Below are 20934 nucleotides of genomic sequence, written 5' to 3' on the forward strand. Positions count from 1 at the left end.
CAGTGGAGCTTTCGTCCCCACTGCCTATTTTTATTAATTTTTATTTTCGTTATGTTTTGGGAGTGGAAAGGCATTCCCGATAGCAGCTGCACCAAGCATGGGCAATAGTAAATTAAGCGGGAAAAACATAAGTAATAGTAATGTTATAGCTATTGGCTTTCGTAACGCATAGCTTGAAATTGCTGTTGTTACGATGGCAACAGATGCTACTGGATCTATAGGAAGAATAGATGCTATAGCGTATCCGATACTTGACCCAGAAAATATAATTGGGAAGATATGTCCACCCCGCCACCCTGTGTTCAAACAAACGGCAGTACTGCACAACTTTAAAATCCCTGAAAGAAGTAGTATCCAAAAAGATAAATGGCTCCATTCAACAACTAATTCTTTTAATTGATGTTCCCCTGAAAATAATGTGTACGGAAGAAAGGTTCCCACAATTCCTAATAAAATACCACCGATAATTCCGAGTGTCAGCTTGTATTCTCTAAAAGGGTGAATTAACTTTTCTAATGTGAATTCTAACTTGAAATAAAAGAAACCAACTATAGCACCGATACTAGCAAGTGGAAGAAATGCAATCCATTCATTGAAAGAAAGTGCACCTTCCCCGAAATCAACAATAAAGGATCCGCGATTATCAAGTTTACTCAGTAGTAAATAAACAGAAAAACCTGCGAAAGTAGTAGCCAAGTATACAATCGCTTTTTTTCCTTTAGAAAAAGCAGCAATTTGTTCCCCCTCATTTTCATTTGGTGCTAAATAACCGAATAATGGTGCGTTAAAAATGACACTTAAAGTAGCACCAATTCCGATCTCGGTTAGCTCATTCATACCCTTTAAGGCAAATTTAAAGCGATCCCCTACCCATGTGCACAGTCCGCCTATAATTCCAACTAGTGCGGCTTCTGGACCAAGACTAGCACCGAAAATTAAAACAATAATCGCCGTTAAAGTAGCCCGATGGACAAAGCGATATTCGATTCGACCAGTTTTTTTATATTCAGCCATCACTTCAGGCATAAGGCGTGGGTATGTACCGAAATGTTTTTGTGATAGACCAACAAGGACCCCGCCGATTATTGTTACGCAAAGGGTGTAATAAGAGGGAAAAGAGAGAACTTCAGGCAAGTATCCCCAAATAAAGTGGATTCCAATATTTATTGTGACTAAAAATAACCAGACTGTAGCTCCTACTATAGATCCTAGAATAATGCCATATAGAGCAAGTATGTAATGCATATCTTTTTTATTTGTCATATTATACCTCCGTTATGTAAATCTTAGTAGGGGAAAAGTGAAATATACTAGTGGAAAATGGATTGAATATATATAGTATCTTTTTGAGAAAATGGCCTATTCAACATATAGGCTAACTTTTGGGGAATTTGAATTTATAGGTTAAATTACTTATTTAATTTTATAGACTGATTTGAGGTTTTTAAAGGTCTTTTTTGAAATAGACTAGAATATATTTCTTTTGTTGCTTTATATGAAACTGTTAACATTTATTTTAGAACATTCAGAAAAACTGTTTGACATTAGGAAATTATTGCTATAAAATCAACGGTAATTGCATAGTCTTATCAAGAAAAGGTGGAGGGACAGGCCCGATGAAACCTTGGCAACAGCCGTATAACGGAATTGTGCCAAATCCTGCAGGTAGTAATCCTGAGAGATAAGAAAGAGCCTTTAGAGCGTGTTTTCAAACTGCTCCTTTCTTGTTTTCAGGAAAGGGGCAGTTTTTTATTTTGTATAAAAGAAAGGAGAATGAGAGATGGGAGAATCATGGGGAAAAGGAACAATTTGTGTGCAAGGTGGCTATACGCCAAAGAATGGTGAACCACGTGTTTTACCACTTTATCAAAGCACAACGTATAAATACGATACTTCGGATGATTTAGCAGCTCTATTTAACTTAGAGGCAGAAGGATATATTTATACGCGTATTGGAAACCCTACTCTAGCCGCATTTGAGCAGAAGTTATCAGATTTAGAAGGCGGTGTAGGAGCTGTTGCAACGGCTTCTGGGCAAGCAGCTATTATGCTCGCAGTTTTAAATATTTGTAGTAGTGGGGATCATTTACTTTGTTCGTCAACGGTTTACGGGGGAACGTTTAATTTATTTGGAGTGAGTTTGCGTAAACTGGGCATTGATGTTACGTTCTTTAATCCAAATTTAACGGCAGATGAAATTACGGCGCTTGCTAATGATAAGACGAAACTTATCTATGCAGAATCGTTAGGAAATCCAGCGATGAATGTTTTAAATTTTAAAGAATTTTCAGCTGCCGCTAAAGAATTAGAGGTACCTTTTATCGTTGATAATACATTAGCAACTCCTTATTTATGCCAGGCGTTTGAACATGGGGCAAATATTATTGTTCATTCTACGACTAAATATATCGATGGGCATGCGAGCTCCTTAGGCGGTATTGTAATTGACGGTGGAAACTTTGATTGGACAAATGGGAAGTATCCTGAACTTGTTGAACCAGATCCAAGTTATCACGGTGTAAGTTACGTTCAAAACTTTGGTGCAGCAGCGTATATTGTGAAAGCGCGTGTTCAGTTATTAAGAGATTATGGAAATTGTATGAGCCCATTCAATGCATATATTAGCAATATTGGCTTAGAAACATTGCATTTACGAATGGAACGTCATAGTGAAAATGCTCTTGCAGTTGCTAAGTGGCTTGCTAATCATGAACGTATTGAATGGGTGAATTATCCAGGCTTAGATAGTAATGAAAATTACTCATTAGCACAACAGTACTTGAAAAAAGGTGCTAGTGGTGTTTTAACTTTCGGTATTAAAGGCGGATTAGAAGCAGCAAAGGAATTTATCGCAAATGTAAAACTAGCAACTCTTGTAACGCACGTAGCTGATGCACGAACTTGCGTTATACATCCTGCTAGTACGACGCATAGACAATTAAATGCTGAAGATCAGCGTTTAGCTGGTGTTACATCTGATTTAATTCGTTTATCGGTTGGTATAGAAGATGTTTCTGATATTATTGCAGATTTAGAAGCAGCGCTAGTCGGAGGCAAACAACATGCCGATCATAATTGATAAAGATTTACCAGCTCGCAAAGTATTGCAGGAGGAAAATATTTTTGTAATGACAAAAGAGCGAGCAGAAACACAAGATATCCGGGCATTGAAAATTGCTATATTAAATTTAATGCCTACAAAGCAAGAAACAGAAGCGCAATTACTTCGTTTAATTGGAAATACACCATTGCAATTAGCTGTTCATTTACTTCATATGGAATCACATCTGTCCCGTAATGTAGCACAGGAACATTTAACAAGTTTTTATAAAACATTCCGTGATATTGAGAATGAGAAATTTGATGGACTCATTATTACAGGAGCACCAGTTGAAACCCTTTCTTTTGAAGAGGTAGATTATTGGGAAGAGCTTAAACGTATTATGGAGTATTCAAAAACGAATGTAACATCTACGCTTCATATTTGCTGGGGAGCACAGGCTGGTTTGTATCATCATTATGGCGTTCCAAAGTATCCTCTTAAGGAAAAAATGTTTGGTGTATTTGAACATGAAGTTTGCGAGCAACATGTGAAATTATTACAAGGATTTGATGAATTGTTTTTTGCTCCGCATTCTCGTCATACAGAAGTACGAGAGAATGATATTAGAGGAGTGAAAGAATTAACATTGTTAGCAAACTCTGAAGAGGCAGGTGTTCACCTTGTTATTGGACCAGAAGGAAGGCAAGTGTTTGCGCTTGGGCATAGTGAATATAGTTGTGATACGTTAAAACAAGAATACGAACGGGACCGCCAAAAAGGGTTAAATATTGATGTGCCGAAAAACTATTTTAAACATAATAATCCAAATGAGAAGCCGCTTGTACGGTGGAGGAGCCATGGGAATCTATTATTCTCTAATTGGCTGAATTATTACGTGTATCAAGAAACCCCTTATGTATTATAAAAAAGATTGTGTCACACGTGGCAACGTTTTCTTTGTAAAGGTTAATCTATATTATTCCGAATGTTCGAAAAACATTGTTTTTCAGATTTTTTACTCATATAATTTCATCTAAACACAATTTTTGAGGGGTGGACAGTATTATGAAAGAAATTCAAGTTGGTTTATTAGGTCTTGGGACGGTTGGTAGCGGTGTAGTTCGTATCATTACGGATCATCAAGAGCGACTTATACACCAAGTAGGTTGTCCTGTGAAAGTAACGAAAGTACTAGTGCAAAATATTGAAAAAGAGAGAGAAGTAGAGGTACCCTCTACTCTATTAACACAAGATGCACATGAAATTTTAGATAATCCAAATATTGACGTTGTCATCGAAGTAATGGGTGGCATTGATGATGCAAAAGCATATATTCTGCAAGCTTTACAAAGTGGGAAGCACGTTGTGACTGCGAATAAAGATTTAATGGCGTTGCACGGGGCGGAACTACTAGCGGTAGCAAAAGATAATAAAGCAGATTTGTTTTATGAAGCAAGTGTAGCCGGAGGGATTCCAATTTTACGAAGTATCGTAGAAGGACTTTCTTCAGATCTTATTACGAAAGTAATGGGAATTGTAAATGGAACGACTAATTTTATTTTGACGAAAATGTCAGATGAAGGGAGAGCATATAACGACGTGTTAAAAGAAGCCCAGCAACTTGGATTTGCAGAAGCGGATCCAACATCAGATGTAGAAGGTTTAGATGCAGCAAGAAAAATGACAATTTTGGCTACCCTTGGTTTCTCTACAAATGTAGAGCTTGGAGATGTGAAGGTAAAAGGGATTACTTCTATTACAGAAGAAGATATTGAATACAGTAAGAGTTTAGGATACACAATTAAATTAATCGGTCTTGCGAAGCGAGATGGTGAAAAATTAGAGGTTACAGTTGAACCGACTTTACTTCCAAATACACATCCTCTTGCGGCCGTGCAAAACGAATATAACGCTGTATATGTGTATGGTGAAGCAGTTGGAGAAACGATGTTTTATGGACCAGGTGCAGGAAGCTTACCGACAGCAACCGCTGTTGTTTCTGATTTAGTAGCTGTAATGCAAAACATTAGATTAGGAGTAACAGGAAATAGTGCTGTAGTCCCACAATATCAAAAAGTATTAAAAGAGCCAGACGAAATTGTCGTGAAAAAGTTTTTAAGACTGCATGTAAAAGACGAAATTGGTGTATTTGCAAAAATTACTTCATTGTTCTCTGAGCGCGGCGTTAGCTTTGAAAAGATTATTCAAATGCCGCTTGAAGAGAAAGGAAAGGCTGAAATTGTAATTGTAACGCATCGTGCGTCTCTTGCTGATTATGATTATATTCTACATACGTTGCAAGGGTATGAAGAAATCGATTGTTTGAAAGCGAACTATCGAATTGAAGGGGATGCTAAGTAGTATCTCTTACCATAAAACAGAAAGAGCCTATTAAGCAGCTTGCTTAATAGGCTCTTTTCTATTTAAAATCTGCGTACCAACTTGAATAAATGCTTGGATAATCCAGCCTGTTGTAAAGGATAAGATGATTGTTCCAAAATAGATAGGTCCATCTAATAAAAAGCTTAACGTTAAAAATAAAAAGGCTAATGAAATCTCTGTTCTTCTAAACGTCCATTTTTTCTTCTCGGCAACCGTTAAAACGAAAGCTTCTTGAGGCGCTGCACAAAGGTTTGTAGAAACGTAAAGACCAATTCCAGCTCCAACGAATAGATTTCCGCAAATAAGTGTTATATATTTTGGAAGAGAGCGGATAGCGTCCATAATAGTTGTAATGGAACCAATCCAATCAACAAAAAGAGAAATAAGAACCATCGTTACAATTGTACCGATTGTAATTTGTTTTCTATTCCAAAAGAGTACGATAAGTGTAAAGGCAAAGTTAATCATGAAAATCCAAAAACCAATACTTATCCCAAAATTTTGATATAGTGCAATAAAGAAGGAATCATAAGGGCTAAGTCCAAAGGAAGTAATTGTCGTCATCATATTAATACCGATGGCAAGAATGAGTAAACCGCCAATGAAAAATATATATTCTAATTTGAATCGAAGCATAGTTGTATATCCTTTCTAAATGTATTTGCTAGGAAAGGATATATTGTGGAAGGCTTACCAGGTCAAGGAAGAATTTTTGTGAGAAGGGGAAAATGAGATGACAAATATAAGAAAGATTGCTGAACTTGCTGGAGTATCTGTTTCAACTGTTTCACGTGTACTAAATAATCATCCGTACGTAAATGAACAGAAACGAAAAGAAATTTTAGCGATTATAGAAGAATTAAATTACACGCAAAACGTGAATGCAATTCATTTAGTGAAAGGAAAAACGAATGTAATTGGCGTTTTATTGCCACACGTAAATGATCAATATTATAGCGCTATTATCGAGGGGATATCAAAAGAGACAGCAAAGAATAATTATAATATGATGCTTTGCCAGACGAATTATAGTGAAGAAAGAGAACTAGAAATTTTGAATATGTTAAAAATGAAAAAGCTTGATGGGGTTATTATTTGTTCTCGGACAAATAGTAAGGAGAAGCTTGAAGAATATACGAAATTCGGCCCGATTGTTATGTGTGAAGAAATAGATTCAAAATGCATTTCAAGTGTACATATCGATTACTACAAAGTATTTTCACGTGGGATGAAAAGCTTAATAGATGCCGGTCATACACGTATTGGATATTGTATTGGAAGAAGTAATAGTGTTAATAGCCAAAGACGAAAGAAGGCGTATGAAGATTCGCTTCAACAGAGTATCGTAACACCGTTAGAGACCTGGAAATTTGAGGGTTGTTTTACAGTGGAAGATGGACGCAATGTAATTAGAGAATGGGCTCATATGTCAGTAAAACCGACAGCGTTCCTTGTATCTTGTAACCATATTGCAGCGGGAATGGTTACAGAAGCAAAAAAACAAGGAATTCGTATTCCAGAGGATATTACGATTATCGGGTGTGATGATCAAGAGGTGGCAGATATATTGGGTATAACGACGATTTCGCATTCTAGTAAAAACGTTGGAGTAAAAGCGTTTGAATTATTATATGAAAAGATTAATGAAGAGAAATTAGATGTGAAGCATATAGAGTTATTACCAGAGTTAATAGATAGAGAAACGACATAATTGAGAAGGTGTGAAAATCGCTTTTCAAAATTTCGTTTGGTATAATTATGGACAATCTATGAGGGCTAAAAGGGGTTTTGATATGAGATCAAAAGTAGTAAAAGTAATTCTACTCATTACAATTGCATCTTTCTGTTTATTTGCATATGGCTTTGTTTCAGGTGTAAATGATGTATTAAATCCGAAAGCTTCAAATTTAATTAAAAAGACCGATGTAGTGGCAAAAGAGAAAAAGAAAACGGGAACGTTACAAATCGTTAGTTTAGGTGATTCATTAACGCGTGGCGTTGGTGATAAAGAAGGAATTGGCTATGTTGGGCGAATGAAAGAGGATTTACAAAAAGATTATAAGCAAAAAATTGCATTAACAAATTTAGCAGTTAGTGGTGCAAAAATGCCCGATTTATTAAAACAAATTGAAAGTAATGGCGCTCAATATTCAATTAAGCAAGCAGATGTAATTGTGTTAACGATTGGTGGAAATGATTTGTTCCCAGGCTGGGAATCACTTGGGAAAATAGATTTAGAGACGTATCGTCCTGACACAGAGACGTTTCAAAATGAAGCAAAGAAAATTATAGAAGAAATTCGTAAATTAAATACAGATAGTCCGATTTTTTGGCTTGGTTTATACAATCCTTTTGAAGATGTAGAAGATTTAAAAGGGTCTTCAAACATTGTTGTGGACTGGAATGCATCTTTAGAGAAATTAGCGCTAAACAATAAAAATGTGTATATTACACCGACATTTGATTTATTCCAAAACCGCGGGAAAGATTTATTATACTCTGATCATTTTCATCCGAACGAAGTAGGTTATACGTATATGGCAGAACGTTTAGTTCAAAATGTTGTAAGTAAATTAAAACTAGAACAAGGAGGGGTAAAATGACGACGATACTTTCCGTACGAGACTTGAAGAAGGTAATTGGAAAGAAGACTCTTGTAGAGAATATTTCCTTTGATGTAAAGCAAGGAGAAGTGTTCGGGTTCTTAGGACCAAATGGTGCTGGAAAGACGACTACCATTCGAATGTTAGTCGGATTGATTAAGGCGACAGAAGGTACGATTTCTATCGGTGGTTATTCGATTAAGGAAAATTTCAGAGAAGCGATGCGTCAAATTGGGAGTATCGTTGAAAACCCAGAGTTGTATACATATTTAACGGGATGGGAAAATTTAAAGCAATTTGCTCGTATGTTAGGTGATATATCAGATGAACGTATTATTGAAATTGCTGAAATGGTTCATTTAGATGAAAGAATTCATGACAAGGTAAAAACGTACTCACTTGGTATGAAACAACGCCTTGGAATTGCGCAGGCGCTCCTTGGAAATCCGAAATTGCTCATATTAGATGAACCAACGAATGGTTTAGATCCAGCAGGGATTAGAGAACTTAGGGAATTTATACATAAGCTTGTAAAAGAAGAAAATATGAGCGTGTTTATTTCAAGCCACTTGCTAAGTGAAGTGCAAATGATATGCGATCGCGTTGCTATTATTCATAAAGGAAAGATGATAACAGTTGCCAAGGTTGAAGAATTAATTAAAACAGCAAGTGATCGTGTAGAATGGATTGTTACACCGATTTCTAAGGCGAAAGATATGCTAGAAGCGGCCGAAGAAGTAAGGGAAGTGAGTGTAGAAGGCGATCGATTACTATGCCGCATGGATATTGCATCTATAAGTAGTTGGAATAAATACTTTGTCGCAAATGAAATAGATGTACATAGCGTTAAGGAGCTTGTATTTACGCTAGAAGATTTATTTATTGAACTCACAAGGGGTGAGCAGCATGCGTGAATTTGCGAATCTAGTTTTAAATGAATCAGAAAAGATTTACCGTAAGAAACGTATTTTTGTTGTCATGCTTATTTTAGCAATCTTGATCCCGCTTTTTGTGTATGCGCAGTATCGTGAAATAGAAACGACACAAAAAAGACTCGGTACAACTGATTGGAAGGTTTCATTGCAACAGCAAATTGTTGATTCTCAGAACCGGTTGAACAATTCTAGGTTGCCAGAAGAATGGCGTGATTGGTTAAAGGTAAGAGTTGAGCAACAACAATATTATTTAGATCATGATATTAATCCGATGGCACCGGGTGCACCGACTTTTGTCAGGGCATTTATTGAACAAGGAATTACATTATTTATTCCGCTTCTCGTAATGATTGTCGCCATTGATATCGTTTCAGGAGAACGAAGTGATGGGACGATGAAGATGTTACTTACGCGGCCGATTCGGCGCTGGAAAATACTCCTTAGTAAATACGTGACGATGTTATTTTTCATTTCGCTCATACTGTTTCTTGTAGGTTTGTTTGCTTACATATTATCAGGGCTTGTATTTGGGTACTCGGGATGGAATTTACCTGTTTTAACAGGATTTGTCATTGATAAGGAAACGTTAAATACGAACTTTGTACATCTTATTCCGCAGTGGCAATACATCTTAATGGCGTATGGACTAGCCTGGTTTGTTGCTATCGTTGTCGGAACTATATCATTTATGGTCTCTGTTTTAATTCGTAATACACCAGCTGGTATGGGCGTTATGCTAGCTGCATTAATTGCAGGCGGTATTTTAAGCTCGTTCGCAACATCTTGGGAAGGCGCCAAATATATTTTTAGTGTGAATTTATCATTAACGGATTATTTATCAGGAAAATTACCTGCATTACAAGGTTTATCGATGGGATTTTCTTTGATGAATTTAACTGTTTGGGCAGTTGTTTCTCTTGTTATTTCGTTCGTAGTATTTACAAGACAGGATATGGTGAATTAATTAGACAGGAAGTGACAGTATGGAAAATGTTTTAAAGAATGATTGGGAGCCATTATTGGCACCAGAATTCGAGAAAGAGTATTATCTTACTCTATCCAGTTTTTTGACAGAAGAATACAGCACGCATGTTGTTTATCCGAAGGTAGAAGATATTTTTAACGCTCTTCAGTATACAAGTTATGAAAATACAAAGGTTGTTATTTTAGGACAAGATCCATATCATGGACCGAATCAAGCGCATGGTTTAAGCTTTTCTGTGCAACCTGGTGTTAAAACACCACCGTCATTGTTAAATATGTATAAAGAACTTCGAGATGAATATGGTTATGAAATCCCGAATAATGGTTATTTAGTAAAATGGGCGGAACAAGGAGTATTATTACTAAATACCGTATTAACAGTTCGTCAAGGCGAAGCAAATTCTCATAAGGGAAAAGGATGGGAGCACTTCACAGATCGTGTAATTGAACTGTTGAACGAACGTGAAAAGCCAGTTATTTTCATATTGTGGGGGCGCCATGCGCAGGCGAAGAAGAAGTTAATTACGAATCCGAATCATCATATTATCGAATCTGTACATCCAAGCCCATTATCGGCAAGACGTGGTTTCTTTGGTAGTAAGCCATATTCTAAAGTAAATACGATTTTAGCTAATATGGGTGAAAGAGAAATTGATTGGGAAATTCCAAATTTATAAATAGAAAAGGTAGTTAACAGTGGTTAACTACCTTTTTATTATCATTGTTGCTCGTTCTTTAATTTTGCATCTAGTACAAAAGTACCAAATGGGATAACTGATGAAACAAATGCTCCAAGTGCCCATAAAATTGATTTACGGTGTACGATTGTTACTTGAATTACTGCAAAGATGAATAGAATAAATAGAACACCATGAGCCATGCCTGTAATTTTAACAGCTGTTGCAAATCCTGCGAAATATTTTAATGGCATTGCTACAAATAATAGTAATAGAAAAGAAATACCCTCAACTAGTCCAATTGCTCTTAATCGTCCGATTGGTGTAGATAACATAAAGTAGCCTCCTTTAACGTATGCTTGTATATAGTAAATTTGTATTCTTTTTCAAAATAAAATAGTCTATTTTGTTTCATTATATACAAAAAGAAAGTTTACACTACGAGAATAGTGCAAAGTTCAAAATATAGTCACAAAAGCATGAGAATTTAAATAAAAACCTATTTGAAGTATTTGACTTCAAATAGGTTTTGTGAGTGAAAATATTAAACAAGTACATCCGTTTTTAAAACGAATTTCTCTACAACTTTTGCAACACCATCATTCATATTTGTATCTGTTACGTAGTTTGCAATTTCTTTAATATCATCAGGTGCATTGCCCATTGCAACGCCAAGACCAGCAAATTCAATCATTGCTTGGTCGTTATAGCTATCGCCCATTGCGATAACTTCTTCACGCTTAATGCCAAGCTTTTGGATCAGTTTGTTTAAGCTCGTTCCCTTTGTAACACCGGCTTCTGTAAACTCTAAGAAGAATGGTTTCGAACGCATCACGCTTAATTGGCCTTCTAGTTGTTTTTGTAGTTTCTTTTCAACTTCAACAAGGCGCTCAGCCTCTTTATTCATTAATACTTTTACTACAGGCTCTTTAACTGCGTCTTTAAAGTCATCTACTACAACAATTGGCATACCGGTAATATCGCCCTCAATTTCAGTATAAGGATTATTTTCTTCCGTTACGATATCATCGCCCATATAAGTATGAATCCATACATCTTCAGTTTGACTAATTTCAAATAGGTTGTGAACGATTTCAGGAGATAGCGTACTACTAAAGATTTCTTCGTTTGTTTTACAGTTAATAATTTTTGCACCATTAAAAGATAGAATGAAACTGCCGTATTCTTCTAAACGAAGTTCTTTGGCTACATTGCGCATACCGAATGTTGGACGTCCGGAAGCAAGTACCACTTTTACTCCTTGCTCTTGCGCAGTCATTAGAGCTTCTTTCGTGCGAGGTGAAATAGTATGGTCATCACGTAATAAAGTATCATCTAAATCTAAAACAATCATTTTATAAGTCATATAGAAAATTCCTTTCTTTAATTGAAATCAAAATACATGTTCATGAAGATGTTGAGGAATAATAGTAAGACATCAAACCTCTTTGAAAAGAAGTAGATAAATTATTATGAGTTGTTGCTCATAATATTGGTTAATAATCATTGGGGAAGAATAAAACCCCAATGATTAAAGTTTGATTTTATCGTAACAACTCTAAAGGTAGAGTGCAATAATGGAAGTTTTCCAATTTAAGATATTTGTTTTGCAGCGGAACGAGAAAATAGTATTTCTAGCAAGATTGCCATTACAGATCCAAGAACGAGACCATTACTTAAAAACGATGCTAGAAATGGTGGAAGTGTGGAATATGCTCCTGCTGGAACAAACATAACTCCGACTCCTGTAAAGATTGAAAGACCGGCTACTTTAAATAATCGTTCTTTATCCTGGACAGTTTCGTATTCTCGAAAGGCGAGACCAATCATGCTTGCGAATACAGGATAAATAGCGGCATAACCAACTGCAACAGGGATTGCTGCAAAGAATGAAGTAATCTTTGGAAATATACTAACGACAATAATAAAGCTTGACCCTAATATAAACGGGAGACGTTTATAAATATTAGTCGTTGCAATAAAACCTGCTGATCCAGAAATAGCGACAGGCCCAATAGCTGAAAATAGGCCGCCTAGCAATTGGTTGATTCCTGTTATAATGCCAGCTTGTTTAAAACGATCTGATGCAGCGTTTTCTTCATATTTAGAGACAACCTTTTGTACAACGCGAATACTTGCTAACATATTTGTTAGAAGTAAGAGTGTAACGAAAATGACCGTAATTACCATGTTCCATTCAACACGAGGCATTCCGAAAACAAATAAGGATGGAAAACGGATTATGTCTGTCACTGGTGTTATTGGATTAGATAATCCGAAACATGCGAATAATATCCAGCCGCATACGATACTGAAAAGAACGGAATATTGTCCAATAATAGGTAGCTTCATGATGAAAAAGGATAGTAAAATAACAATGAGTGAAAGAATAAATACGTTAGGTTGTACTTCTGTATGTTTTCCATTAAGGCCAAACATTCCCCTTAAGAAGGAGCCACTAAGCTGCGCGACAAGAAGAAATAAATACGTTCCAATGACTGTCGGTGTAAAATAGCGAACGAGTTTATCAATAAGTCCAAAAACGCTAAGAATAATACAAATAATACCGCTTAATAAGAAAGCATATTGAAGAACTTTAAGTGTCTCATTGCTTGATCCAAATAATACGACGCCTAAACTCGCATAAAGGGAGAAAATTCCCCACCAAAGGCCAGCAGGACCTTCTTGAATAGGAAGTTTATGCCCAAATATAGCTTGCAAGAGACCAGCAAAGCCTAGAACAAATAACGTTCTTTGTACGAATGCGATAGCTTCAGCACCATCAAGACCATAACTAGTTGCGACACTAATTGGTACAATAAGGCTTCCAGCTAAAATAAATAGTGCCCATTGTAAGGCGGAAAGAAATGTCTTCATTATATCAACCTCTTTCATAGATTCCGTATCTAGTATATACGTATTTTATTTCCACTGGCAAAGATTGTAGATAGAGAAAAGAGTTGAAACAAGGTATGAATGCACGTAAGCAATTATGGATAGCAGTTATATGTATGACTTTTGTTGTAATTCTAGGAACGATAGGATTTATGACGATTGAAGAGATTAGTTTGTTTCAAGCATTTTGGATGACAATGATTACTGTATTGACTGTTGGATACGGAGATGCCGTTCCTGTAACGCAAGCGGGGAAAGTATTTGCGCTCCTTATTATTCCTGTTGGCGTAGGTATTGTTACGTATGCAATTGGGGTAGTGGCAGCTATGATTATTGAAGGGAATTTATTTCATGCAGTACGGAGGAAGAAGATGGATAAACAAATAGCGCAGTTGAAAAATCATATTATAGTATGTGGTTGCGGTAGAGTGGGGCTTCAAGTTGTACATGAATTGCAAGAAAAGAATATTCCATTTGTCGTTGTTGATAAAGATGAAAGTATATTGGGGCAGGAAAAGCTTTTATTTGTACATGGAGATGCAACGGAAGATCAAGTATTACATAATGCCGGAATTTTAAAAGCAGCTGGTTTAGTTGCTATTGTTGCAAATGATGCCGAAAATGTATTTATTACATTAACAGCAAGAGGGTTAAACGATACGATTAAAATTGTGGCGAGATCTGAAAAGCCAGAAACTGAAGAGAAATTAAGGCGTGCCGGTGCAAATAAGGTTATTAATCCATCTAGTATGGCAGGTATTCATATCGCAAAAGGTATTGCAAATCCATTAACCGTTCATTATATTGATACAGTGTTGTATGGAATAGAACAGTCATTTGTCATTGAAGAAATTCTAGTTGGAAAAGATTCAATATTAGTTGGTAAATCGTTACTAGAGAGTAATGTAAGGAATCAGTTTGATGTAACAATATTAGCGATTTCAAGAAATGGGGATATTATACATAATCCAGCAGGGCAGGAAAAACTGCAAGAACATGATATGATAATAGTATTTGGTTCAGTAGAGAAACTGGGGCAATTTGAGAAAGAACTACAAAGTAAGAGGTGACAAGGAATGCAAATATCAAGTGGTAAAATTTTAAATAAAATGGCGAATGAAATTGCAAAGGCAAAAAGCAGTGAAGGGCAAAAATCAAAAGAGCATTTGTTAGTTGTGCGTGCTTTATGTGATTTACTACTAGATGAACAGGTGGAATCTTCTACGTATAGAGAGCCACAAATTCAATCACAAATCATCGGATCACAACCAATAACGATGCAACCAATCGCACCGATTTCTGATGAGCCAGTATATATAAAAGAAAGTGATGCAAACGGTAATTCTTTATTTGATTTTTAGGAGATAAATCGTTTGGCTTATATGTAAAAATTGCTTATGATAAAGGTAAAAAAGGGGAATTAAGATGAAAATTTTCTTTTTACTAGGTTGTATTGCAGCGGGGCTATCTGTTGCGTTAGGAGCGTTTGGAGCACACGGTTTAGAAAATAAAATTTCTGCAAAAATGTTAGAAGTTTGGAAAACAGGTGTTACATATCAAATGTTCCATGCAGTTGGGCTATTCGTAGTTGCATTATTGATGGATAAGATTCAATCATCACTTTTAACTACTGCTGGTTGGCTTATGGTAGCTGGGATTATTATGTTCTCAGGTAGTCTGTATGCGTTAAGCACAACAGGGATTAAGTTTTTTGGTCCAATTACACCTCTTGGTGGTGTAGCGTTTATCGTGGCGTGGATCTTAGTTGGAACTGCAGTTGTAAAAGGGTTATAAAGAACAAAAGCTGGCATATGCCAGCTTTTTTTTATGGTCTTGGAGCATAAGTTGCTTGTTGACTAGGTAAATACGTAATTTCTTCTGGGAATTCTACATAATCTAAGTAAATCATTAATAGTAAATAACGTTTCCCTGATTGTGGTTCACTAATTACAATATGATCACGACCAGCAGCTTCGATAATACCTGTATACGATTGTGTACCGAGCGAGCTACCGCGCTCATAAGTCATTACAACTGTAGCTTGCTTGCCCTTGTTTAAGCGAAGGATGTTTTCAATATAGGATTGTTCTAGAGGTAACATGCCTTGAGAAATTGCATATTGGGCTTGCGCAGCTTGAGCTGCTTGTTGTTGCATCGCTTGCTGTTGTTGTTGCTGTCCAGCAGTCATTTGTTGCGGTTGTACATAAGTTCCAGATGGTTGATAAAATCCTGTTCCATAATACGGGTTTTGTTGCTGTGCCATTCAAAAATCCCTCCTCATTATCAATCCTTAATATACGCTAGGACAATCCTCGCCAGATGGCTGGAAGAAGCAGTGCTTTTTGAAGCGACCAGAGTTTTGTTGATTATACCAAGTTGGTGGACAAGGGCCTTCAGGTCTAAAAAACCATAAGGCAAAATTTGCAGGCCAAAAACGTTGTCCTTGAATCGTTCGCCTTGCTAAAGCGATATCCTGTTCTCTTGCACGTTGATAAAAATATCCTTTTTGCGTTGCCTCAAAACCACCAGGATTTTGATAAACCATTTGACGTAAATTACGTATTTTTTTAAAATCTAAACAATTTCCCCGGACACGATTTACCCCAACATTTCCGACCATTAACATACCTTGTTGCCCTTCTCCTTCGGCTTCAGCACGCATCAGTCTAGCTAATAGCTTTACATCTGCTTCGTTATACGCGATAACGCCCATTATGTGTCACCTCTCTTTTTGGAATACCTTGTGGAAAGAGGTTTATCCCGCATTAACGGGCAGTAAGACTCCTGCCCTAAAATTTGGTTGAAGTAAAGAAATTAGATGGGAGATCAAACTGCCCGTAAACGCCCGATTGGTTCAACTAATAATCAGCGGGGGATTCCCCCACTGATTAAAGTTTTACTTTATCTCTAGATGAAGTGTGTAACAATTACTAGTTCATACGTATGAGAAAAAGGACTCAGATATGACAACCAAAGGAAGTTTTACATTGAGAGTGGAAAATAAAAAAAGCTAGCGTGAGCCAGCTTTTTTATTAAAAAACTTTAGACCATAAGTTTGAGAAGAAATCACCAATAGAGCGCATTGTTAACACAAACCAATTTGCTTTTTCAACTTCTTCTGTCGTTTTTGCAGTAACTTTCATACTTTTACTACCGTCTAAGAAAGCATATTTATCAGTTGATTCTAAAGTAATTGAGCCTACTTTGGTATCTTTCTTAATAGGGGCAACTAAATGTCCATCTTCAGAAAGAGATTTATCTAATTCAGTTCCAATTTTATAAGGCTCTTTGCTACCTTTTTTCGCAATTACTGTTATTTCTTTTTCGGGTGCAACAGTTACTTGGTCTTCTTTCCCTTTTACTACAGAGATTGTATTGTTTTTATTAACTTTTAGTTTTTGTTTTTCAAAGTTATTAAATCCATATTCGATTAATTCACGAGATTCCGTGAAACGTTCATCCATTGATTTTGTTTTAATAATAACCGAGATAAGACGTACATCACCACGTTTAGCAGTAATGGTAAATCCGTATCCAGCTGTATCAGAACTTCCGGTTTTTAAACCATCAGTACCTTCATAAGCGAAAGCAGCTCCTGGTAACATCCAATTCCAGTTTTCCATACGAATTGGTTTTGGGTGATTGTCTGGGAAGTTTCTAAATCTTTGTTTTGTATCCTCTAGCATTTCTGGATACTTTGTAATGATTGCTTTTGAAAGCATACCCATATCACGAGCTGACATAGAGTTTTCTGCATTTGGATCAGTACCCTCAGGATGTTTTCCTTTTAAGTCAGCGTTATTTAAGCCAGTAGCGTTTACAAATTTATATTTCTTTAATCCTAGCTTTTTAGCATGTTCATTTGCAAGATTTAAGAAGTTTTTCTCACTTCCTGCAAGAAGTTCTGCTAAAGCAATACTAGATCCATTTGCAGAGAATATAACAATAGAATGATATAATTCTTTTACAGTATATTGACGTCCTTTTTCGAACGGTACATTAGAGAATTCATTATTACGAGAGACTTCATAAGCGTAATCAGAAATATTTACTTTCGTATCCCATGTGATTTTTCCTTCTTTAATTGCTTCTAAAACAGCGTAAACAACAATTAATTTTGACATACTAGCAATAGCTAGCAATTCATCTGGATTTTGCTCGTGAAGTATTTTTCCTGTATCTGCATCAAATAAAAGTGCAGCAGCCGCCTCAATATGTATTTTTTCTTCCGCATGGGATGTTGTTACTCTTAAGGAAGAAATTGACAATACAAGCAATAGTAAAATAGACAAGATTTTTTTCATATAGATTATCACCTTCGCATCGTTATTTAGCATATAGCTCGTATCATTTTAGCATATCTTTACATATAAAAAGGTTACAATTTTACAAGAAATTTGAAAAAATGTTGGTTTTTCTTCAAAAGTGCAGAAAAAAGGAGATTTTTGAGGATAAATATAGAGAAGAATAAAAAAAGGAACGAATTTCGTTCCTTTTCACCATTTATATGTGTAAAAATTTCTCTACTTTTTCGTCTGGTAAAATGTTTCCAACGAAGAATGTTCCAAATTCACCATAACGAGCACTTACTTCATCGAAGCGCATTTCGTATATAAGTTTCTTAAATTGAAGAACATCGTCAGCGAATAATGTTACGCCCCATTCGAAATCGTCGAATCCAACAGATCCTGAAATCACTTGGCGTACTTTACCTGCGTATTGACGACCAATTTTACTATGGCTGTACATCATTTTTTTACGTTCTTCCATAGGAAGCATGTACCAGTTGTCATCACCTTGGCGACGCTTATCCATTGGATAGAAGCAAATATGATTTGCTTTCGGTAATTCAGGATATAAACGAGCTAAAATTTGCGGGTTTTGGTATGGATCCTCATCAGCTGGAAGGTAGTTGCTTAATTCAACAACAGATACGTAAGAATATGCAGGAACCATATATTCAGCTAAAGTTGTTTTATTCAATTCTGTCTCAATTTCATTTAACTCTTCCATTGTTGGACGTAAAATCATAAGCATAATATCAGCTTTTTGGCCAACAACTGTATACATTGCGTGACTACCTTTTTTCGCAGTAGCTACTTCGTTCCATTTTTCAACGACATTTAAAAATTCAGACACTGCTTGTCCGCGTTCGTCGCTAGATAATGTTTTCCATGCAGCCCAATCAATAGAACGTAAATCATGTAAACAATACCAGCCATCTAACGTTGTTGTTGCTTCACTCATTCTATTCACCTCAGTTAATGATAGTTTTACACGTTAACTATAGCATATATAGTTTTAAAATCATCTATATAAAACCTTGGCGCATAAAATTGTCACATTTAAGTGTTTAAGCAAGGTGAATTTAACGGCTGAATTTTATGAAAATATAATCATTTTTATTTTATCTATTTTTTGGGAGCTATAAGTTTAAAATATAGAAGAAAAGCAGTATTCTTAAAGATAGAGTTTTTTTAACATATGTAGGAGGGTTTATTCGTGAGCAACTTATTTACAACAGTAAAAGAAAAAGTTCAAGGAAAAGGCATTTCTATCGTACTTCCTGAAGGAACTGATGAAAGAATTTTAGGCGCTGCAGAGCGTTTAGCAAAAGAAGAGTTAGTAAAACCAATCTTAGTTGGTAATAAGGAAGAAATTAGCGCAAAAGCTGCTAGCATGAATTTAACATTAGCAGGCGTTGATATTTACGACCCAGCTACATACGAAGAAATGGATGCAATGGTAGCATCTTTCGTTGAACGCCGTAAAGGTAAAGCAACTGAAGAAGACGCTCGCAAAATCCTTAAAGACGAAAACTACTTCGGTACAATGCTTGTATACATGGGCAAAGCACACGGTTTAGTAAGTGGTGCAGCTCACTCTACAGCTGATACAGTTCGTCCAGCACTTCAAATTATTAAAACAAAACCAGGCGTTACAAAAACTTCTGGCGTATTCATCATGGTACGTGAAGAAGAGAAATATGTATTCGCTGATTGCGCAATTAACATTGCACCAAACAGCCAAGATTTAGCTGAAATCGGTATCGAAAGTGCGAAAACTGCTGAGTTATTCGGCATTGATCCACGTGTTGCTATGTTAAGCTTCTCTACAAAAGGTTCTGCGAAATCTCCAGAAACAGAAAAAGTTGTAGAAGCAACTCGCATTGCAAAAGAAATGGCTCCTGAGTTAACTTTAGATGGAGAATTCCAATTCGATGCTGCATTCGTACCATCTGTAGCTGAGAAAAAAGCTCCAGGTTCTACAATTAAAGGTGATGCTAACGTATTCGTATTCCCAAGCTTAGAAGCTGGTAATATCGGCTACAAAATCGCTCAACGTTTAGGTAACTTCGAAGCAGTAGGACCAATCTTACAAGGCTTAAACATGCCTGTAAATGATCTGTCTCGTGGATGTAACGAAGAAGAAGTGTACAAGTTAGCTTTAATTACAGCAGCTCAAGCACTTTAATTCTATAATGAATTGAAATAAAGACCGTCGCTATTATAGCGACGGTCTTTATTTTTCTAAGCCAAGTGCTTTATTATTACGATCAATAATACGTTGTAAATTCGTCTCATATAAAGGAATCTCGTCTATTGTTAATTGAGATGTTGTTAACTTTGGAGCGAACTGCTGCAATGTTTTTAAAAGACGCATCATTAAATCTTGTACTGTAATGGTTTCACCAAGTAATTCTGAGAGTGAGGCCATCGTACTTGGTACAATTTCAGGGTATGTAAAGCGTGTTTCTTCCCCTTGAATTGCTAGGTTGTAGAAATCACGAACGAGTGCGGCACGCTCAGAGCCACTTCCGGTAGCGCAGAGATAAATTTGGACAGCGACACCGCCGCGAATACGACGTTGTGAAATACCAGCGAATTTTTGATCGCGAATACTTAAGTCATAACTACCAGGACAGTAAGAGCCGACAATTTCTTTTGCCTCGATAGTAACGTCGTAATCCTTTAACATCTCCTTAATCAAATGCCACATCGTATCGTATCCAAGATCAATATCGATACCTTTTTCTGTTTCTTGGAATAAAAGTGATACGTTTAAAACACCTTCATCAAGCACGACTGCAAGCCCGCCAGAATTACGAACAATAACATTGAAGTTGTTTTGTTTTAAAAAAGAAATACCTTCTTTTAAATGCGGAAGGCGTGAATCTTGAATACCAAGGACAATTGTATTGTGATGAACCCAAGAACGCATTGTTGCGGCTGACTTGCCATTTCCAATGCTTGTGCATAATGTGTCATCCATTGCGAATGACTGAAGTGCATGGAATGTTGGTCCCAAACTAGATTGATCTACAATGCGCCACTCTGGCTGAGATAAAATGGAACGGGAATTGCTCATATAACTAACCCCTTATCTTTAAAATGACAATCTCTATTATAGCAAAA

22 protein-coding genes and 1 riboswitch are annotated in these 20934 nt (G+C 36.3%); of the genes, 12 read left to right on the forward strand and 10 right to left on the reverse strand.

The genetic code is table 11. The features are described from left to right. Positions 1-33: 33 nt before the first annotated feature. The gene (locus tag ACS2QP_RS18490) at positions 34-1263 is read right to left on the reverse strand and encodes a chloride channel protein (RefSeq protein WP_332284134.1); all 1230 of its coding nucleotides are present in this window, start codon (positions 1261-1263) and stop codon (positions 34-36) included. Between the two features lie 320 nt (positions 1264-1583). Then, positions 1584-1688, forward strand: a riboswitch (SAM riboswitch). 92 nt (positions 1689-1780) lie between these two features. Here ACS2QP_RS18490 and ACS2QP_RS18495 point away from each other — a divergent pair. The 3 genes from ACS2QP_RS18495 (at position 1781) to ACS2QP_RS18505 (ending at position 5404) form a co-directional block, all read left to right on the forward strand. Further along, a complete protein-coding gene (locus tag ACS2QP_RS18495; RefSeq protein ID WP_063538228.1) occupies positions 1781-3079 on the forward strand; it encodes a bifunctional O-acetylhomoserine aminocarboxypropyltransferase/cysteine synthase in 1299 nt (432 codons plus the stop codon). Continuing rightward, positions 3063-3968: a homoserine O-acetyltransferase MetA gene (gene metA / locus ACS2QP_RS18500; protein WP_438882723.1), complete on the forward strand. Its 906-nt coding sequence runs from the start codon at positions 3063-3065 to the stop codon at positions 3966-3968. Before ACS2QP_RS18495 ends, metA begins: the two co-directional genes overlap by 17 nt. Positions 3969-4108: 140 nt before the next feature. Then, the gene (locus ACS2QP_RS18505; protein ID WP_000659098.1) at positions 4109-5404 is read left to right on the forward strand and encodes a homoserine dehydrogenase; all 1296 of its coding nucleotides are present in this window, start codon (positions 4109-4111) and stop codon (positions 5402-5404) included. 30 nt (positions 5405-5434) lie between these two features. Here the strand turns inward: ACS2QP_RS18505 and ACS2QP_RS18510 are convergent, their stop codons facing one another. Further along, positions 5435-6061 carry a YczE/YyaS/YitT family protein gene (locus tag ACS2QP_RS18510; RefSeq protein ID WP_000943416.1) on the reverse strand — a complete coding sequence of 209 codons (627 nt, stop codon included), beginning with the start codon at positions 6059-6061 and terminating at the stop codon, positions 5435-5437. Between the two features lie 97 nt (positions 6062-6158). Here ACS2QP_RS18510 and ACS2QP_RS18515 point away from each other — a divergent pair, with 97 nt between their 5' ends. Genes ACS2QP_RS18515 through ACS2QP_RS18535 form a run of 5 tightly spaced genes read left to right on the forward strand, consistent with a single transcriptional unit; the run spans position 6159 to position 10624 of the window. Continuing rightward, positions 6159-7136: a LacI family DNA-binding transcriptional regulator gene (locus tag ACS2QP_RS18515; RefSeq protein ID WP_000181975.1), complete on the forward strand. Its 978-nt coding sequence runs from the start codon at positions 6159-6161 to the stop codon at positions 7134-7136. 10 nt (positions 7137-7146) lie between these two features. After that, positions 7147-8028 carry an SGNH/GDSL hydrolase family protein gene (locus tag ACS2QP_RS18520; RefSeq protein ID WP_002184098.1) on the forward strand — a complete coding sequence of 294 codons (882 nt, stop codon included), beginning with the start codon at positions 7147-7149 and terminating at the stop codon, positions 8026-8028. Next, entirely contained in the window at positions 8025-8942 is a 918-nt protein-coding gene (locus ACS2QP_RS18525) for an ABC transporter ATP-binding protein (protein ID WP_332284132.1), read from the forward strand. The genes ACS2QP_RS18520 and ACS2QP_RS18525 overlap by 4 nt, the downstream gene beginning before the upstream one ends. Beyond that, positions 8935-9927 (forward strand): ABC transporter permease subunit, encoded by a 993-nt coding sequence (locus tag ACS2QP_RS18530; RefSeq protein WP_001206477.1) that lies wholly within the window; start codon positions 8935-8937, stop codon positions 9925-9927. The genes ACS2QP_RS18525 and ACS2QP_RS18530 overlap by 8 nt, the downstream gene beginning before the upstream one ends. Before the next feature lie 19 nt (positions 9928-9946). After that, positions 9947-10624: a uracil-DNA glycosylase gene (locus ACS2QP_RS18535; RefSeq protein ID WP_000432520.1), complete on the forward strand. Its 678-nt coding sequence runs from the start codon at positions 9947-9949 to the stop codon at positions 10622-10624. 41 nt (positions 10625-10665) lie between these two features. On the opposite strand, the gene ACS2QP_RS18540 is transcribed toward ACS2QP_RS18535, so the two are convergent. The 3 genes from ACS2QP_RS18540 to ACS2QP_RS18550 form a co-directional block, all read right to left on the reverse strand. Beyond that, entirely contained in the window at positions 10666-10959 is a 294-nt protein-coding gene (locus ACS2QP_RS18540; RefSeq protein WP_000953396.1) for a DUF3817 domain-containing protein, read from the reverse strand. A 209-nt stretch (positions 10960-11168) separates the two neighbouring features. Then, on the reverse strand, positions 11169-11990 hold the full coding sequence (locus tag ACS2QP_RS18545) for a Cof-type HAD-IIB family hydrolase (RefSeq protein WP_063538218.1): 822 nt from the start codon (positions 11988-11990) through the stop codon (positions 11169-11171). A gap of 227 nt (positions 11991-12217) precedes the next feature. Beyond that, positions 12218-13501, reverse strand: coding sequence for a purine/pyrimidine permease (locus ACS2QP_RS18550; protein WP_332284131.1), 1284 nt, complete (start codon positions 13499-13501; stop codon positions 12218-12220). 95 nt (positions 13502-13596) lie between these two features. Between ACS2QP_RS18550 and ACS2QP_RS18555 the strand changes: the two genes are divergently transcribed. The 3 genes from ACS2QP_RS18555 (at position 13597) to ACS2QP_RS18565 (ending at position 15313) form a co-directional block, all read left to right on the forward strand. Beyond that, positions 13597-14589 carry a potassium channel family protein gene (locus tag ACS2QP_RS18555; protein WP_332284159.1) on the forward strand — a complete coding sequence of 331 codons (993 nt, stop codon included), beginning with the start codon at positions 13597-13599 and terminating at the stop codon, positions 14587-14589. Between the two features lie 6 nt (positions 14590-14595). Next, positions 14596-14880, forward strand: a complete 285-nt coding sequence (locus ACS2QP_RS18560; RefSeq protein WP_048527997.1) for a YwdI family protein — start codon at positions 14596-14598, stop codon at positions 14878-14880. 64 nt (positions 14881-14944) lie between these two features. Continuing rightward, positions 14945-15313, forward strand: coding sequence for a DUF423 domain-containing protein (locus ACS2QP_RS18565; protein WP_000688320.1), 369 nt, complete (start codon positions 14945-14947; stop codon positions 15311-15313). A 31-nt stretch (positions 15314-15344) separates the two neighbouring features. Here ACS2QP_RS18565 and gerQ read toward each other — a convergent pair whose 3' ends face one another. From gerQ to hemQ, 4 genes are all read right to left on the reverse strand, one after another. Next, on the reverse strand, positions 15345-15782 hold the full coding sequence (gene gerQ, locus ACS2QP_RS18570) for a spore coat protein GerQ (protein ID WP_000068638.1): 438 nt from the start codon (positions 15780-15782) through the stop codon (positions 15345-15347). A gap of 27 nt (positions 15783-15809) precedes the next feature. Further along, positions 15810-16232 carry a cell wall hydrolase CwlJ gene (gene cwlJ, locus ACS2QP_RS18575; protein ID WP_000538153.1) on the reverse strand — a complete coding sequence of 141 codons (423 nt, stop codon included), beginning with the start codon at positions 16230-16232 and terminating at the stop codon, positions 15810-15812. A gap of 319 nt (positions 16233-16551) precedes the next feature. After that, positions 16552-17823 carry a serine hydrolase gene (locus ACS2QP_RS18580; protein WP_332284130.1) on the reverse strand — a complete coding sequence of 424 codons (1272 nt, stop codon included), beginning with the start codon at positions 17821-17823 and terminating at the stop codon, positions 16552-16554. Positions 17824-18022: 199 nt separating this feature from the next. After that, entirely contained in the window at positions 18023-18766 is a 744-nt protein-coding gene (hemQ, locus tag ACS2QP_RS18585; protein ID WP_001287595.1) for a hydrogen peroxide-dependent heme synthase, read from the reverse strand. 255 nt (positions 18767-19021) lie between these two features. On the opposite strand from hemQ, the gene pta reads away from it, so the two are divergent. Continuing rightward, a complete protein-coding gene (gene pta, locus ACS2QP_RS18590) occupies positions 19022-19993 on the forward strand; it encodes a phosphate acetyltransferase (RefSeq protein ID WP_000067215.1) in 972 nt (323 codons plus the stop codon). 48 nt (positions 19994-20041) lie between these two features. Here the strand turns inward: pta and ACS2QP_RS18595 are convergent, their stop codons facing one another. Next, the gene (locus tag ACS2QP_RS18595; RefSeq protein ID WP_332284129.1) at positions 20042-20887 is read right to left on the reverse strand and encodes a lipoate--protein ligase family protein; all 846 of its coding nucleotides are present in this window, start codon (positions 20885-20887) and stop codon (positions 20042-20044) included. Positions 20888-20934 lie beyond the last annotated feature (47 nt).

This window comes from Bacillus cereus group sp. Bce019 (assembly GCF_051781745.1).
Lineage (GTDB): Bacteria > Bacillota > Bacilli > Bacillales > Bacillaceae_G > Bacillus_A > Bacillus_A cereus.